Source organism: Streptomyces sp. NPDC043870 (assembly GCF_056435785.1).
In genome coordinates this window covers 1-16,260 of sequence record NZ_JBWKDT010000036.1, presented here as the reverse complement: position 1 = coordinate 16,260, position 16,260 = coordinate 1, and the positions used below count along the sequence as shown (strand labels likewise).

Annotated in this window: 14 protein-coding genes; 12 read left to right on the top strand and 2 right to left on the bottom strand. The window is 69.3% G+C overall.

The window, feature by feature from the left end; all coding sequences use genetic code 11:
- The first annotated feature begins 35 nt into the window (after positions 1 to 35).
- The 3 genes from AC0699_RS31300 to AC0699_RS31290 are packed head-to-tail and all read left to right on the top strand — an operon-like array spanning position 36 to position 2,368.
- A complete protein-coding gene (locus tag AC0699_RS31300; RefSeq protein ID WP_478667179.1) occupies positions 36 to 1,628 on the top strand; it encodes an alpha/beta hydrolase in 1,593 nt (530 codons plus the stop codon).
- 54 nt (positions 1,629 to 1,682) lie between these two features.
- Positions 1,683 to 1,814 carry a hypothetical protein gene (locus AC0699_RS31295; RefSeq protein ID WP_478667178.1) on the top strand — a complete coding sequence of 44 codons (132 nt, stop codon included), beginning with the start codon at positions 1,683 to 1,685 and terminating at the stop codon, positions 1,812 to 1,814.
- A gap of 23 nt (positions 1,815 to 1,837) precedes the next feature.
- A complete protein-coding gene (locus AC0699_RS31290) occupies positions 1,838 to 2,368 on the top strand; it encodes an N-acetyltransferase family protein (RefSeq protein ID WP_478667176.1) in 531 nt (176 codons plus the stop codon).
- Here AC0699_RS31290 and AC0699_RS31285 read toward each other — a convergent pair.
- Positions 2,317 to 2,892, bottom strand: coding sequence for a HEAT repeat domain-containing protein (locus AC0699_RS31285; RefSeq protein ID WP_478667173.1), 576 nt, complete (start codon positions 2,890 to 2,892; stop codon positions 2,317 to 2,319). The genes AC0699_RS31290 and AC0699_RS31285 overlap by 52 nt on opposite strands.
- Positions 2,893 to 3,205: 313 nt before the next feature.
- Between AC0699_RS31285 and AC0699_RS31280 the strand changes: the two genes are divergently transcribed.
- From AC0699_RS31280 to pssA, 9 genes are all read left to right on the top strand, one after another.
- Positions 3,206 to 4,987: a 3-hydroxyacyl-CoA dehydrogenase family protein gene (locus AC0699_RS31280; RefSeq protein ID WP_478667171.1), complete on the top strand. Its 1,782-nt coding sequence runs from the start codon at positions 3,206 to 3,208 to the stop codon at positions 4,985 to 4,987.
- Positions 4,988 to 5,090: 103 nt separating this feature from the next.
- The gene (locus tag AC0699_RS31275) at positions 5,091 to 5,909 is read left to right on the top strand and encodes a TetR family transcriptional regulator (RefSeq protein ID WP_453661486.1); all 819 of its coding nucleotides are present in this window, start codon (positions 5,091 to 5,093) and stop codon (positions 5,907 to 5,909) included.
- A 478-nt stretch (positions 5,910 to 6,387) separates the two neighbouring features.
- Complete coding sequence (gene ccrA / locus AC0699_RS31270; protein ID WP_478667169.1) at positions 6,388 to 7,725, top strand: crotonyl-CoA carboxylase/reductase; 1,338 nt, start codon at positions 6,388 to 6,390, stop codon at positions 7,723 to 7,725.
- A 16-nt stretch (positions 7,726 to 7,741) separates the two neighbouring features.
- A complete protein-coding gene (locus AC0699_RS31265; RefSeq protein WP_478667167.1) occupies positions 7,742 to 9,763 on the top strand; it encodes a protein meaA in 2,022 nt (673 codons plus the stop codon).
- Entirely contained in the window at positions 9,760 to 10,725 is a 966-nt protein-coding gene (locus tag AC0699_RS31260; protein ID WP_478667165.1) for an HpcH/HpaI aldolase/citrate lyase family protein, read from the top strand. Before AC0699_RS31265 ends, AC0699_RS31260 begins: the two co-directional genes overlap by 4 nt.
- A gap of 5 nt (positions 10,726 to 10,730) precedes the next feature.
- Positions 10,731 to 11,255 carry a MaoC family dehydratase gene (locus AC0699_RS31255; protein ID WP_385422837.1) on the top strand — a complete coding sequence of 175 codons (525 nt, stop codon included), beginning with the start codon at positions 10,731 to 10,733 and terminating at the stop codon, positions 11,253 to 11,255.
- A gap of 2 nt (positions 11,256 to 11,257) precedes the next feature.
- Positions 11,258 to 12,463, top strand: a complete 1,206-nt coding sequence (locus AC0699_RS31250; protein ID WP_453661478.1) for an acyl-CoA dehydrogenase family protein — start codon at positions 11,258 to 11,260, stop codon at positions 12,461 to 12,463.
- 170 nt (positions 12,464 to 12,633) lie between these two features.
- Entirely contained in the window at positions 12,634 to 13,290 is a 657-nt protein-coding gene (locus AC0699_RS31245) for a phosphatidylserine decarboxylase (RefSeq protein WP_453661477.1), read from the top strand.
- On the top strand, positions 13,277 to 14,134 hold the full coding sequence (gene pssA / locus AC0699_RS31240) for a CDP-diacylglycerol--serine O-phosphatidyltransferase (protein WP_478667160.1): 858 nt from the start codon (positions 13,277 to 13,279) through the stop codon (positions 14,132 to 14,134). Before AC0699_RS31245 ends, pssA begins: the two co-directional genes overlap by 14 nt.
- Positions 14,135 to 14,227: 93 nt before the next feature.
- Here pssA and AC0699_RS31235 read toward each other — a convergent pair whose 3' ends face one another.
- Complete coding sequence (locus AC0699_RS31235; RefSeq protein WP_478667158.1) at positions 14,228 to 15,682, bottom strand: glycosyltransferase family 39 protein; 1,455 nt, start codon at positions 15,680 to 15,682, stop codon at positions 14,228 to 14,230.
- Positions 15,683 to 16,260 lie beyond the last annotated feature (578 nt).

Sequence of the window (16,260 nt, the reverse complement as noted above, 5' to 3'; positions counted from 1 at the left end):
ACTCGGCCGCGCCCCCCGCCATCACGGGAGGCCATATGTACAGACGCGCAGGAGTGCTGGTCGCCGTCGGAGCGGCGGTGACCGGACTGGTCGCCGCCGTGCCCTCCGCGTCCGCAGGACCCGCCGAACCCGCGGCATCGCAGGGCGGGGCCTTGAAATGGACCAGCTGCGCCACCGAGAAATACCCGAGGCTCGAGTGTGCCCAGCTGGCGGTGCCGCTGGATCACACCGATCCGCACAGCAGGCGGATCTCGCTCGCGCTCTCGCGGGTCCGGCACACGGCGCGGACGTTCCAGGGGCCGCTGCTGGTCAACCCCGGCGGTCCCGGGGGAAGCGGGCGCAAGCTGGCCGGGTTCGTTGCGGCCTCGCTGCCCGCGAAGGTCGCCGCCCAGTACGACGTCGTCGGCTTCGACCCGCGCGGTGTGGGCGCCTCGAAGCCCGCACTGAACTGCAGACCCGGCCACTTCGCCCCCGTACGCCCCGACACGGTGCCGGGGAACCAGGAGCTCGAGGAGGCGAATCTGGCCAGGGCACGGTCCTTCGCCCGGGCCTGCACGGCCAAGTACGGCAATGTGCTGCCCCATATGCATACGGTGAACGTGGCGAAGGACCTGGATCTCATCCGGCACGCCCTCGGTGCCACGCAGATCAACTACCTCGGATACTCGTACGGCACGTATCTCGGTGCCGTGTACGCCAAGTACTTCCCGCACCGGGTGCGGCGCGCGGTGTTCGACTCCGTGGTGAACCCGGACGGCGTCTGGTACGACGCCAACCTCGGCCAGGACTACGGCTTCGACGCCCGCCACAAGGCCTTCGCCGCATGGGTGGCCAAACACCACGCGACGTACCGGCTGGGCAGCGACCCGGCGAGGGTCGAGGCCGCGTGGTACGCGATGCGTGACGCGCTGCGCAAGCAGCCGGGCGGCAGGAAGGTCGGTCCCGCCGAACTCGAGGACACCTTCCTGCCGGGCGGCTACTACAACGGCTTCTGGCCGTACCTCGCCGAGGCGTTCGCGGCGTACGTGAACGACAAGGACCCCCGCCTGCTGGTCGAGGCGTACAAGACCTTCGGCGCGGTCGACGCGGAGGGCGAGAACGGCTACTCCGTCTACACGGCGGTGCAGTGCCGGGACGCCGGCTGGCCCCGGGACTGGGCCACCTGGCGCGGCGACAACTGGACGGTGTACGCCAAGGCACGCTTCTCCACCTGGAACAACGCCTGGTACAACGCCCCGTGCGCGTCCTGGCCCGTGGAGCCGCTGCGCCCGACGGACGTCTCGAACCATGCACTGCCGCCGGTACTGATCTTCCAGGCCACGGAGGACGCGGCCACCCCGTTCGAGGGCGGTGCCGCTCTCCACCGCAAACTGCGCGGCTCCCGTCTGGTGGTCGAGGACGGCGGCGGGAACCACGGGATCACGCTGGGCGGAAACGCCTGCCTGGACCGCCATCTGACGGACTATCTGGCCACCGGGAAGCTGCCGCGCGCAGGCGCCGGTGAGGCGGACGCCGTCTGCGCGGCGGGGCCGGAGCCGAAGCCGCTCAAGACGTCGCTCCGCCCCGGTTCCACGGACGCGGCCCGGGCCGGGTCCGCGCTGCACCAGGCGCTCGGTCACAGAAACTGACCGGCACCCCGGCCGGGCCGCCCCGTTGTCAGTGGCGTGCGCCAGGATGAGGGCATGAATACGCGCCTCACCCATGTGCACGCCCCTGACGGCGTCCTCCCCGCCACCGGCCACACCCGTGCGGCGACGGGCGCCGGCCGTTTCGCCGCGGCGTCGGGCCGGATCGCCTCCGCCGAGGGCCGGTAGCCATGGACGTTCGGGTGCGGGACATGACGGATGCCGACTGCGAGGCGGTCGCGGCCGTCCGGGTCGGCGGATGGCGGCACGCGTACGCGGGGCTGATACCGCGGTCGTATCTCGACGGGATGGACGAGGCGGAGGACGCCGAGCGGCGCAGGGCGCAGCTGGCCGCCGCGGCCGGCGCGGGGGTGGTCCATGTGGTCGCGGAGGTGAACGGCGAGGTGGTCGGCTGGGGCTGCTACGGGCCGTACCGCGAAGAGGACACGACGACCCGCGATGGCGAGGTCTACGCGCTCTATGTGCGGCCGGAGCGGATCGGGACCGGGGTGGGACGTGTGCTCATGGCCGAACTGGTCTCCCGGGCGGAGGCGGACGGCTGTCCGTCGCTGCTGCTGTGGGTGCTGAAGGAGAACGCGGCGGCGCGCCTCTTCTACGAGCGGGCGGGGTTCGCGGCGGACGGGGCCGAGGAGCCGTTCGAGGTGGGCGGCGTCGCGGTGCGCGAGGTGCGCTACGGCAGGCGGCTGAGTGCCGCGGAGGCGGCGGCGGACAGGCGCGGGTGAGCACGGGCCGCTTCCAGGACCGGGCGGGCGCGCTCGTCCGCGAGCGCGCCCAGACCTTCGACGCAGGCGAGTGCCACCCGCCAGTGCGGATCTCCCGGGGCCAGCCGCCGCCCAAGGGTGGTGATCAGTGCCGGGGCGGATTCGGGGGCCCGCAGGGTGATGAGGAGGCGCACCGGAGTCAGGGCGTAGGCGACCCGCAGCTCATTGGTGGCGAGCGCGGCGGCGGCGCGTGCGGTGCGTGGGTCGCGGAGCCTCGTCAGGGCGTACGAGGCGGAGACGCAACGCTCGGCGTCGCGGTGGTTGAGCAGCAGGACGAGCGGTTCGAAGGCCCGGCCGTCCCCGGCGCAGCCGAGCCGGAACGCGGCGATCTCCCGCGCCCATAACGGCCGCTCGGTCTCGGTCAGCACGGCGGCGAGTGCGTCGAGGTCGACCGTGGCGGTCAGCTGCCGGTGCAGCTCCTCGTCGGCGGGACCGGTCAGCTCCTGTTGCGTGCGCAGCGCCAGGTCCTCGAGATCCGCGTCCATGGGGAGCACCCTATTGCCGGGCCTGCGCGTCCGCGGGGCGCGCGGCGCAGATCACATCCGCACAGGGCTGGCGCGCTCGTTACCCGCGAGTTAACCTCAAGTGAGCGGGTCACACCCGCGCAGCTCTCGGTGGCCTGGTGACGCAGCCACCGCGAGTGTTGTCGGTTCGGCAGTTCTGTACGACGTGGCTCCGGGACAGAGTCCGTCGCTTCCTCACCGCGGTTTCGCCGCGGTTCACAGCGACACGCACCGCAGCGCGCCCCTTCCGCACGCGCGCCCTCCCTCAGTCGTCACTCATTCCTGGAGTCCCGTGATGGACACCCCTCTCTCCACCATTGCCGTCGTCGGCCTCGGCACCATGGGCACCGGCATCGCCGAGGTCCTCGCCCGCGCCGGCCGCGAGGTGATCGGCATCGACATCAGCGACGCCGCCGCCCGCCACGCCGTCTCCACCCTCGAAGCGTCCACGGCCCGCGCCGTGCAGCGCGAGCGCATCACCGAGGAGGAGCGGCGGAACGTCCTCGCCCGCTTCCGCACCTTCTCCGATCTGCAGGCGGCGGCCGACGCCGACCTCGTGATCGAGGTCGTGCCCGAGTCGTACGAGACGAAGCAGCAGGTCATCCGTGCGCTCGACGCCATCGTCCGCCCGCAGGCGATCCTGGCCACCGGCACCAACGCGCTGTCCGTGACCCGGCTCGCCGCCGACTCGGCGCACCCCGAGCGCGTCCTCGGCCTGCACTTCTTCAACCCGGCCCCGGCGATGAAGCTCGTCGAGGTGGTCTCCTCGGTGCTGACCGCCCCGCAGGCGGTCGAGTCCGTCACCGCCCTCGCCCGTGACCTGGGCAAGGAGCCCGTCGCGGTCGGCGACCGGCCCGGGTTCGTCGCGGACGGGCTGCTCTTCGGCTACCTCAACCAGGCCGCCGCGATGTACGAGGCGAAGTACGCCTCCCGCGAGGACATCGACGCCGCGATGAAGCTGGGCTGCGGACTGCCGATGGGCCCGCTCGCGCTGCTCGACCTGATCGGCATCGACACCGCGCGTACCGTCCTCGACGCGATGTACGCCGAGTCCCGTGACCGGCTGCACGCCCCCGCGCCCATCCTGAAGCAGCTCAGCGAGGCGGGCCTGACCGGCCGCAAGTCGGGACGCGGCTTCTACACCTACGAGGCGCCGGACAGCAGCACGGTCGTGCGGGACGCGCTGACGCCGCTGGAGGCCGCGCAGAGCGCCGCCGCCCGCCCGGTGAGCTCGGTGGGCGTGGCCGGTTCCGGCACGATGGCGAGCGGGATCGCGGAGGTCTTCGCGAAGGCCGGCTACGACGTGGTCCTCGCCGCCCGCAGCCAGGAGAAGGCCGAGACCGCCAAGTCCCGTATCGCCAAGTCGCTTTCACGCTCTGTCGACAAGGGCCGGCTGACCGCCGAGGCCCGGGACGAGACGCTGGCCCGGATCACCCCGGCCGACTCGCTGGACGCCTTCGCCGAGGTCGATCTGGCGGTGGAGGCCATCGCCGAGGACCTGGAGATCAAGCAGGAGCTGTTCGCCACTCTCGACAAGGTCTGCAAGCCGGGCGCGGTGCTCGCCACCACCACGTCCTCGCTGCCCGTCGTCGCCTGTGCGCGCGCCACCTCGCGGCCCCAGGACGTCATCGGGATGCACTTCTTCAACCCGGCCCCGGCGATGAAGCTCGTCGAGGTGGTCCGTACGGTCCTGACCTCGGACGATGTCCACGCCACGGTCCGCGAGGTCACCGCCCGGATCAAGAAGCACCCGGTGGACTGCGGCGACCGGGCCGGCTTCATCGTGAACGCGCTGCTGTTCCCGTACCTCAACAACGCGATCAAGATGGTCCAGGAGCACTACGCATCGCTCGACGACATCGACGCCGCGATGAAGCTCGGTGGCGGCTACCCCATGGGGCCCTTCGAACTGCTCGACGTGGTCGGTCTCGATGTCTCGCTGGCCATCGAGAAGGTGCTGCACCGCGAGTTCCGGGACCCGGGCCTGGCCCCCGCGCCACTGCTCGAGCACCTGGTGGCCGCGGGCTGCCTCGGCCGCAAGACGGGGCGCGGCTTCCGCGAATATGCCCGTCGCTGATTCCGGCCGCGCGGACGGCGCGGGGTGGGGCGGGTTGCTCGACGGCGCGGGCGGCCCGCCCCCGCAGGCACAGTCTCCTGCGCAAATGCAGTACGTTCAGGGCATGTCCCAGCCCGCTGACGCTCCCCGACGGACGGCCCGTACCTCCGCCACGACCGACGCCCCGGAAAGTGCCGCAGGCAGTCGCGCCGCAGCTCAGCGGCTCAAGATGCGCCGAGAGCTGGCCGCGGCAGCGATGGAGCTGTTCGCGACCAAGGGGTACGAGGCGACGACCGTCGACGAGATCGCCGCGGCGGCCGGTGTCGCCCGCCGGACGTTCTTCCGGCACTTCCGCTCCAAGGAAGAGGCCATCTTCCCCGACCATGACGACACGCTCGTACGGGCCGAGGCGGTGCTGAACGCCGCTCCGGCCCATGAGCACCCGCTCGACACCGTGTGCCGGGGCATCAAGGAAGTCATGAAGATGTACGCGGCTTCGCCGGCGGTCTCCGTCGAGCGTTACCGCCTCACCCGCGAGGTGCCCACGCTGCGCGAGCGCGAGATCGCCTCGGTGGCCCGCTACGAGCGGCTCTTCACCCGCTATCTGCTGGGCCATTTCGACGAGCGCGACCACCACGACGGCAACGACGACCCGCTGCTCGCCGAGGTGGCGGCGTCCGCCGTGGTCACCGCCCACAACCACGTACTGCGCCGCTGGCTGCGGGCGGGCGGTCAGGGCGATGTGGAGGCCCAGCTCGACCACGCCTTCGCGATCGTCCGCGACACGTTCGGCACGGGGATCGGCGCGGGGCGCTCCGGCGCGGACCGGAGCCCTGCCGCGCAGGTGCACGCGAGCGGCGAGGTGCTGGTGGCCGTGGCCCGCACGGACGCGCCCCTGCCGGAGGTCATGCGCACGATCGAGCAGGCGCTGAGGAAGAAGTAGCGCGGGGGCCTGGTCCCGGCCCGCCCCTTCCGCCGTGCCGATGGGCGGCTTCCGCCGGCGTGGGGGCTCCGCCCCAGACCCCTCTCCTCGATTCCCCTTCAATCGCCGGACGAGCTCATTCTGAGCCCGTCCGGCGATTGTCGCTTTTCAGCGAACTTTCGATCGATCATCGCTCATCTGTGACGCCCGGATTGCATCTGAGTGAAATTGTTGGCACCCAGTGTCTTGCGACTTGGCACGGGGTGCCATACGTTGATGTTGTCCGGGCGGCCGGCGTGCAGACAACTGTCGTACGCCGGCTGTCCCCGCAAGCCTCCCGGCTCGCGCGCCCGGACGCCTGCGTCACAGGCAACCTCCCGCGCCGACAAAGCGCTGCCACAGCATCACCCCCGCCGAACCGACGGCACCTCCGAAGCAGCACTCCCCGACGTTCCCCTCAGCGTTCCCGAATCGAACGCTCTTCGCCGGAGGCAACACCGTGAAGGAAATCCTGGACGCGATTCAGTCGCCGGACTCCACGTCCGCCGACTTCGCCGCACTGCCCCTCCCCGAGTCGTACCGTGCGGTGACCGTGCACAAGGACGAGACCGAGATGTTCTCGGGTCTCGCCACGCGCGAGAAGGACCCGCGCAAGTCCCTCCACCTCGACGACGTGCCCGTCCCGGAGCTCGGCCCCGGTGAGGCGCTGGTCGCGGTCATGGCCTCCTCGGTCAACTACAACTCGGTCTGGACCTCGATCTTCGAGCCGATGTCGACCTTCGGCTTCCTGGAGCGCTACGGACGGCTCTCCGAGCTCACCAAGCGCCACGACCTGCCGTACCACGTCATCGGCTCCGACCTGGCGGGCGTCGTCCTGCGCACCGGCCCCGGCGTCAACGCCTGGACCCCGGGTGACGAGGTCGTCGCGCACTGCCTCTCCGTCGAGCTGGAGTCCTCGGACGGCCACAACGACACGATGCTCGACCCCGAGCAGCGGATCTGGGGCTTCGAGACGAACTTCGGCGGCCTGGCGGAGATCGCGCTCGTCAAGTCGAACCAGCTGATGCCGAAGCCCAAGCACCTGAGCTGGGAGGAGGCGGCGGCACCGGGTCTGGTCAACTCCACCGCGTACCGCCAGCTGGTCTCCCGCAACGGCGCCGGCATGAAGCAGGGCGACAACGTGCTGATCTGGGGCGCGAGCGGTGGACTCGGTTCGTACGCCACCCAGTTCGCGCTGGCCGGCGGCGCCAACCCGATCTGCGTCGTCTCCAGCGAGCAGAAGGCGGACATCTGCCGCGCGATGGGCGCCGAGGCGATCATCGACCGCAACGCCGAGGGCTACAAGTTCTGGAAGGACGAGCAGACCCAGGACCCCAAGGAGTGGAAGCGCTTCGGCAAGCGCATCCGCGAGCTCACGGGCGGCGAGGACATCGACATCGTCTTCGAGCACCCGGGCCGCGAGACCTTCGGCGCGAGCGTCTACGTCACCCGCAAGGGCGGCACGATCACCACCTGCGCCTCGACCTCGGGCTACATGCACGAGTACGACAACCGCTACCTGTGGATGTCGCTGAAGCGCATCATCGGCTCGCACTTCGCGAACTACCGCGAGGCGTGGGAGGCCAACCGCCTGATCGCCAAGGGCAAGATCCACCCGACTCTCTCCAAGGTGTACTCCCTGGAGGAGACCGGCCAGGCCGCCTACGACGTGCACCGCAACCTGCACCAGGGCAAGGTCGGCGTGCTGGCGCTCGCTCCGAGCGAGGGCCTGGGTGTGCGCGACGAGGAGATGCGCGCCAAGCACATCGACGCCATCAACCGCTTCCGGAACATCTGAGTCAGAGGTCCGTTAGATGACAGAGCGTCAGAGGGTCCAGAAGGACCGGCCGTGGCTCATGCGCACGTACGCCGGTCACTCCACGGCCGAGGCGTCCAACGAGCTGTACCGGCGCAATCTCGCCAAGGGCCAGACCGGCCTGTCGGTGGCGTTCGACCTGCCGACGCAGACCGGCTACGACCCCGACCACATCCTCGCCCGCGGCGAGGTCGGCCGGGTCGGGGTCCCGGTCTCGCACCTCGGTGACATGCGCCGGCTGTTCCAGGACATCCCCCTGGAGCAGATGAACACCTCGATGACCATCAACGCCACCGCCATGTGGCTGCTGGCGCTCTATCAGGTGGTCGCGGAGGAGCAGGGCGCCGACATCACCAGGCTCCAGGGGACGACGCAGAACGACATCGTCAAGGAGTACCTGTCGCGCGGGACGCACGTCTTCCCGCCGGGACCGTCGCTGCGCCTGACGACCGACATGATCACCTACACGGTGGCGAACATCCCCAAGTGGAACCCGATCAACATCTGCAGCTACCACCTGCAGGAGGCCGGGGCCACGCCCGTCCAGGAGATCGCGTACGCGATGTCCACGGCGATAGCCGTGCTCGACGCCGTACGCGACTCCGGGCAGGTGCCGCAGGAGAAGTTCGGGGATGTCGTCGCCCGTATCTCCTTCTTCGTGAACGCGGGTGTCCGCTTCATCGAGGAGATGTGCAAGATGCGCGCCTTCGGCCGCATCTGGGACAAGGTGACGCGCGAGCGGTACGGCATCGAGAACGAGAAGCAGCGCCGCTTCCGCTACGGCGTCCAGGTCAACTCGCTCGGACTGACCGAGGCCCAGCCGGAGAACAACGTCCAGCGCATCGTCCTGGAGATGCTCGCCGTGACGCTGTCCAAGGACGCGCGCGCCCGCGCCGTCCAGCTGCCGGCGTGGAACGAGGCCCTGGGCCTGCCCCGGCCCTGGGACCAGCAGTGGTCCCTCCGTATCCAGCAGGTCCTCGCGCACGAGAGCGATCTGCTGGAGTACGAGGACATCTTCGCGGGCTCGCACGTCATCGAGGCCAAGGTGGACGCCCTGGTCGAGGAGTGCCTCGCCGAGATCGCCCGGATCCAGGAGATGGGCGGCGCGATGGCGGCCGTCGAGTCCGGCTACCTGAAGTCGCAGCTGGTGTCCTCGCACGCCGAGCGGCGGGCCAGGATCGAGGCCGGCGACGAGAAGATCGTCGGCGTCAACATCTTCGAGACCACCGAGGAGAACCCGCTCACCGCGGACCTCGACACCGCGATCATGACGGTGGACCCGGCGAACGAGGCGCGGGTCGTCGCAAAGCTCCACGAGTGGCGCGACAACCGCGACGAGAGCCGCGCCCAGGACGCCCTGGCCGCGCTGAAGGCCACGGCCGCCGGCGACGGCAATCTGATGGCCGCCACCGTCGAGTGCGCCCGCGCGGGTGTCACCACCGGCGAGTGGTCGTGGGCGCTGCGGGACGTCTTCGGCGAGTTCCGCGCCCCGACCGGGGTCTCGTCGGCGCCGGTCGCCGTGACCGCCGAGGAGGGCACCCCGCTGGCTCTCGTACGGGAGAAGGTGGCCCGTACCGCCGACGAGCTGGCCTCCGGCCGGCTGCGGCTGCTCGTGGGCAAGCCGGGCCTGGACGGGCACTCCAACGGTGCCGAGCAGATCGCGGTCCGCGCGCGCGACGCCGGCTTCGAGGTGGTCTACCAGGGCATCCGGCTCACGCCCGAGCAGATCGTCAACGCCGCGCTCGCGGAGGACGTGCACTGTGTGGGCCTGTCGATCCTCTCCGGCTCGCACGCCGAGCTGGTGCCGGATGTCCTCGACCGGCTCCGCGAGGCGGGTGCCGGCGACATTCCGGTCATCGTCGGCGGGATCATCCCGAACGCCGACGCCGCCGAACTGAAGCGCGCGGGTGTCGCCGCCGTCTTCACCCCGAAGGACTTCGGTATCACGGAGATCATCGGCCGTATCGTCGACGAGATCCGTACAGCGAACAAGCTCGACCCTCTGGAGGTCCCCGCATGACCACCCCCGTCAACCGGCTTCGCCCGCGTCGCTCCTGCCTCGCGGTCCCCGGTTCGAACCCGCGCTTCCTGGAGAAGGCCCAGGGGCTGCCGGCCGACCAGGTCTTCCTGGACCTGGAGGACGCGTGCGCGCCGCTGGCCAAGCCCGAGGCCCGGCACACCATCGTCAAGTTCCTCAATGAGGGCGACTGGACGGGCAAGACGCGTGTCGTGCGGGTCAACGACTGGACGACCCACTGGACGTACCGGGACGTGGTGACGGTCGTCGAGGGCGCGGGCCAGAACCTCGACTGCATCATGCTGCCGAAGGTCCAGGACGCCGAGCAGGTCGTGGCGCTGGACCTCCTGCTGACCCAGATCGAGAAGACGATGGGCTTCGAGGTCGGCAAGATCGGCATCGAGGCGCAGATCGAGAACGCCAAGGGTCTGGTGAACGTCGACGCGATCGCGGCCGCCTCCCCGCGCGTCGAGACGATCATCTTCGGCCCGGCCGACTTCATGGCGTCCATCAACATGAAGTCGCTGGTCGTGGGCGAGCAGCCGCCCGGCTACCCGGCGGACGCGTACCACTACATCCTGATGCGCATCCTGATGGCGGCCCGTACGCACAACCTCCAGGCGATCGACGGCCCCTACCTGCAGATCCGCAACCAGGAGGGCTACCGCGCCGTCGCCCAGCGGGCCGCCGCCCTCGGCTTCGACGGCAAGTGGGTGCTGCACCCGGACCAGGTCGCCGCGGCCAACGAGATCTTCTCGCCCTCCCAGGAGGACTTCGACCATGCCGAGCTGATCCTGGACGCGTACGAGTACTACACGTCCGAGGCCGGCGGCAAGAAGGGCTCGGCGATGCTCGGCGACGAGATGATCGACGAGGCGAGCCGCAAGATGGCCCTGGTCATCTCCGGCAAGGGCCGCGCGGCCGGCATGACCCGTACCTCGAAGTTCGAAGCCCCGGAGGCCTGAGCACCATGCAGTTCGGACGCACCTACGAGGAGTTCGAGGTCGGCGCTGTCTACAAGCACTGGCCCGGGAAGACGGTCACCGAGTACGACGACCACCTCTTCTGTCTCCTGACGATGAACCACCACCCCCTCCACATGGACACCAACTATGCGGAGAAGACGACGGACTTCGGGAAGAACGTCGTCGTGGGCAACTACATCTACTCGCTGCTGCTCGGCATGTCCGTGCCGGACGTCTCCGGCAAGGCCATCGCCAACCTGGAGATCGAGTCGCTGCGGCACGTGGCGCCGACCTTCCACGGCGACACGATCTACGGCGAGACGACCGTCCTCGACAAGACCCCGTCGAAGTCGAAGAGCGACCGCGGGATCGTCTACGTCGAGACCAAGGGCTACAAGCAGGACGGCACGCTCGTCTGCGTGTTCCGCCGCAAGGTGATGGTCCCCACCGAGACGTACATCAAGGAGCGCGGCGGCGAGCAGCCCGGGCGCCCGGAGCTGATCGAGCCCTCGAAGAAGGCGGAGAAGTAGTCATGGCACGACTCGCCCAGACCGCCGGTCTGACCGACATCCAGCAGGAGATCCTGGCCACCGTCCGGGATTTCGTCGACAAGGAGATCATCCCGGTCGCGACCGAGCTGGAGCACCGCGACGAGTACCCGCAGCAGATCGTCGACGGCCTCAAGGAGCTCGGACTCTTCGGCCTGATGATTCCGGAGGAGTACGGGGGCCTGGGCGAGTCCCTGCTCACGTACGCGCTGTGCGTCGAGGAGATCGCCCGCGGCTGGATGTCCGTCTCGGGCATCATCAACACGCACTTCATCGTGGCGTACATGCTGAAGCAGCACGGCACCCAGGAGCAGAAGGATTACTTCCTGCCCCGGATGGCGGCCGGCGAGGTGCGCGGCGCGTTCTCGATGTCCGAGCCGGGGCTCGGCTCGGACGTGTCGGCTATCACGTCGAAGGCGGTGAAGGACGGCGACGAGTACGTCCTGAACGGCCAGAAGATGTGGCTGACGAACGGCGGCACCTCGACTCTGGTCGCCGTTCTGGTGCGAAGTGACGAAGGACACCCTGAGGGCACCGCCCCGCACAAGTCCATGACCACCTTCCTGATCGAGAAGGAGCCCGGATTCGGAGAGGTCCGCCCCGGCCTCACCATCCCCGGGAAGATCGACAAGATGGGCTACAAGGGGGTCGACACCACCGAGCTCATCATGGACGGACTGCGCATTCCGGCCAATCGAGTCCTCGGCGGCACCACCGGCCGAGGGTTTTACCAAATGATGGACGGCGTGGAGGTCGGCCGCGTCAATGTGGCGGCGCGTGGCTGCGGTGTCGCCCAGCGTGCCTTCGAGCTGGGTGTCTCCTATGCCCAGCAGCGTCACACTTTCGGAAAGCCGATCGCCCAGCACCAGGCGATCCAGTTCAAGCTGGCCGAGATGGCTACCAAGGTCGAGGCCGCTCATGCCATGATGGTCAACGCGGCACGCAAAAAGGACTCCGGGGAACGAAACGACCTGGAGGCAGGGATGGCGAAGTACCTCGCCTCCGAGTACTGCAAGGAAGTCGTCGAGGACGCCTTCCGGATCCATGGCGGCTACGGCTTCTCCAAGGAGTACGAGATCGAGCGCCTCTACCGTGAGGCTCCGATGCTGCTGATCGGTGAAGGTACCGCCGAGATCCAGAAAATGATCATTGGCCGTCGACTCCTCGAGGAATACCGGTTCCAGGGCTGATTATCACTTTTGAGTCGATTCGGCCGCGAAGAAGATCACACCCTGTTATCGTCTTCCGGCCGTCGACTCAGCCTCTGGCTTGCCCAGTTGCGCCCCGCAACCGATAGCATCGCCGGAAAGCCGCCGTCCCCCTGTTGCCAGCGCGGCATCATCCGCTACGAAGGTCATCCATGCCCCACAGCCAAACCTCTGCACATCGCGACAGCCTCGCCGGCGTACGCCTCGCGCGCGGAGCATCGCCGTGGCTTCTCCCGACCGTCGCGACCGCAGCGCTCAGTCTGGCGCGCTCTCGCCGGTCGAGGCGTGCCGCGGCCATCGCCGTGCCCACCACCGCGCTCGCGGCGGGCATGCTGTGGTTCTTCCGCGACCCCGAGCGCGAGATCGCCCAGGGCCGGGTCATCTCCCCGGCCGACGGTGTGGTGCAGAGCATCATGCCGTGGAAGGACGGGCGCACCCGCGTCGCCATCTTCATGAGCCCGCTGAATGTCCACGTCAACCGCGCCCCGCTCGCGGGCACGGTGACCTCCGTCGAGCACGTGCCCGGCGGTTTCGTTCCGGCGTTCAACAAGGAGAGCGAGAACAACGAGCGCGTTGTCTGGCACTTCGACACCGAGCTCGGTGACATCGAGATGGTCCAGATCGCCGGCGCCGTGGCGCGCCGCATCGTTCCCTACATCCCGCAGGGCACCAAGGTCGAGCAGGGCGAGCGCATCGGCCTGATCCGCTTCGGCTCCCGGGTCGACATCTACCTTCCGGCTGGTGTCGATGTCGCCGTCGAGGTCGGCCAGGCCACGACCGCGGGGGTGACTCGCATTGACCGTGATTGATCCCGAGACACAGGCCGGCTGGGCCGCTGAGGCCGAGTCCGGGTCCGCGGACGAAGCCGAGGAGATGCCTCTTTCTCTGCGGCTGTCGATAGCGGACACCCTCACTCTCGGTAACGCGACGTGTGGCTTCATGGCGGTGTACTTCACCACCACCGGGATCCTCATCCCGCACCTCACGGGTGACGAGTCGGGCATGGCCCGCAACAGCGCGGCCACGGCCGTGATCCTGATGTTGTGCGCGGCTGTCTTCGACCTGTTCGACGGCCTCGTCGCCCGCAAGCTGCGGTCGTCGCCGATGGGCGCGGAGCTGGACAATCTCTCCGATCTGATCAGCTTCGGTCTGGCGCCCGCGTACTTCGTGCTCGTGTACGGCATGGTCGCGAGGGACGCGCATGAGCGGGTCGCGGCGGTGGGCGCGATCGTTGTGCTGTTGGCGGTGGTGCTGCGGCTTGCCCGCTTCTCGTGCGTCACCGTGAAGGACGGCACGTTCCAGGGCATGCCCTCGCCGTTCGGTGCGCTCACGGTCGTCTCGATCGTGCTGCTCGAGCTGCCGTTCGAGGCGACACTGCTGGCGGTCGTCGGTACCGCGTGGCTGATGGTGAGCCGGGTCGAGTACCCGAAGCCGCGGGGACGGCTGGCCGTCGCGATGCTGTCGTGGATCGTGCTGAGCATAGGGCTGCTGGCGGCCTGGGCCTTTGATGCTCCGGGTGGGCAGCTGCTGCTTCAGACGGGTTGCGCGCTGCAGCTCGTGCTCGGCGCGGTGATCCCGATGTTCGCCACGGCGCGACGGGTGAACAACTTCCGTGACAACCGCCGCGAGGCGCGGACGACGCAGTTGCCGTAGCTCGTCCTTGTACGTTTTGCCCGAGGGGCCCGGACCGAATCACGAATCGGTCCGGGCCCCTCGGGCTTTCCTGCGGCGGTACCGCTCGATGCCCTACCGGGCTGGTCGGAGCCGCTCGTACACCGTCACCCGCCGCCCGCGGACCTGCTCGTCCGCCACCACTGTGAAGCACTTCTTCAGCACGGCGGTCTTCTCCTTGTCCCTCTTCGCTGACACCGGCCGGGCCACCTCAGGCGTATCGGTGATCAGCATGATCCGCCGCTGCGCCAGCATCGCGGTCCGTATGCGCTCCGGACTCGCCTCCTCACCCTTCAGCGTCCCGGACGCCACAGGACTCTCCGCCAGCGCGATGTCCTGCAGACCGGCGAACGCGGCGGGGGAAACCAGCGCGGTATCGCGCCGGGCCGCCGGAATGAAGACCACCGCGTCGCCGTCCTTCTTGAGCTGTCGCACGTCCGCCGCTACCGCCAGGACGTCGTCCACGCGGCTGGCCGGGGACCGTTTGGCCAGCGATTGCGGCAACAGTGCGATCACCGCCACGGCTACCACGGCCGGGACCAGCCATCGTGACACTCGGGGGAACCGCGGCTCGGTCATCCGTGCCACCGCACCCAGTGCTGCGCCGATCAGCAGAGCCAGGCCCAGCATGCTGAACAGGACATAGCGGTCCAGGAAGAGTGGCTTGGCCAAGGAGAGGCCGATCAGGCCGATCTGCGGCACGGCCAGCAAGGGCAGAGCAACGGCTGCCAGCGACAGTCGGCCTGCCCGTGGCCGGTCCAGCAGGGCCCCGAGAGTGCCGATGGCCAGCAGGATCGCCGGGCCGATCAGCATGTGCCAGGTCAGCGGCGGGATCCAGGACACTTGCCCGGACTGGGTCCGGGTGAACAGGATCAACGGCAGGGCGGCTGCCACGGCGGCCGTTGCGGCCGCCGCCCAGCGGATCCACGTCCCGCGCCCGGCTTTCGTCCAGGCCAGGGTCGCCACGTGCGCGGGCAGTATCAGCAGTGACAGCCAGTTGAGCAGCGCGCACAGCAGGACCGTGCCGCCGTACGCCGCCCAGTGTGCGTTCCGGTCGCGTCCCCGCAACGCGGTGACCAGCAGCAGTGTGGAGATGCCGGCTCCTGCCGCGACCAGGGCGTACGGGCGTCCCTCCTGGAGGTAGAACTGCACGGCCGGAAGCAGCCCGAACGCCAGCCCTCCTCCCAGGCCCGCCCAGACACCGGCCAGCCGGTGGCCGATGACCGTCACACACGCCGCCGCCACCGCCATGGCCAGCACGGAGGGCAGGCGCAGGGTCGTGGTGCTGGGCCCGAAGCATTCGAAGAGCCCGTGCATGAGCAGGTAGTAGAGGCCGTGCACGGCATCGACCTCCCCCAGCATGTGCCAGATGTCGGCGACGGACCGCCGGGCCACCTGCCAGGTTGCGGCTTCGTCCCGCCACACGCTGTGTTGCCGGGACAGCCCCCACAGGCCCAGAGCGAGGGTCCACAGCAGCGGTATCAGCCAGACGGGCAGGCGGCGCCGGAGGATGGTTATGTGGCAGCTCATGGAGTCGTTCAGGTCCTTGGGGTGTCGGAGCCGGCCGAAGTCGGCCTCGGGCGTCTGACGAGACGCCCGACTCGACGGATGGCCGCGTGTGGGGGGGAGAGCGCCCTGGCCGGCAGGAGTGGGGATCGGTCGGATCGCCGACGCATGCGGGAAACGCTCAAATCGGGCTGAATGAAGGGCGATCGGTCGCCTGGCGATGCGTCCCCTCGGCCCTCCGGGCCTGGGGAGACCCCATGCATCTGACGCCGCGGCCTGTTCCTCGAAGAGCGCCCGGACAGGGCCTAGGCCGTGTTTGAGAACTAGGGCGTGTTGCGAAAGTAGCGCCGTCCGCCCGCAGGGCGGGGCTCGCGGCGTCTGGTGCGTGCGATCGCAAGGCGGAGGATCGTCCTCGTACTGGACGTACTTGGATGAGTCCGACAACGCAGCGAGGGTGCGTGCCAGGCGTCGCGGGCCAGGCGGGAGTTCTCAAACACGGCCTAGCCCCAATACCGGTGACTTTGTTGGGGGTGGGTCGTTGGGTGTGGTGTGCCAAGGCCTGGACAGGTGAAGTCGTCGGGTGAGCGGTTGTCGGACCGGAT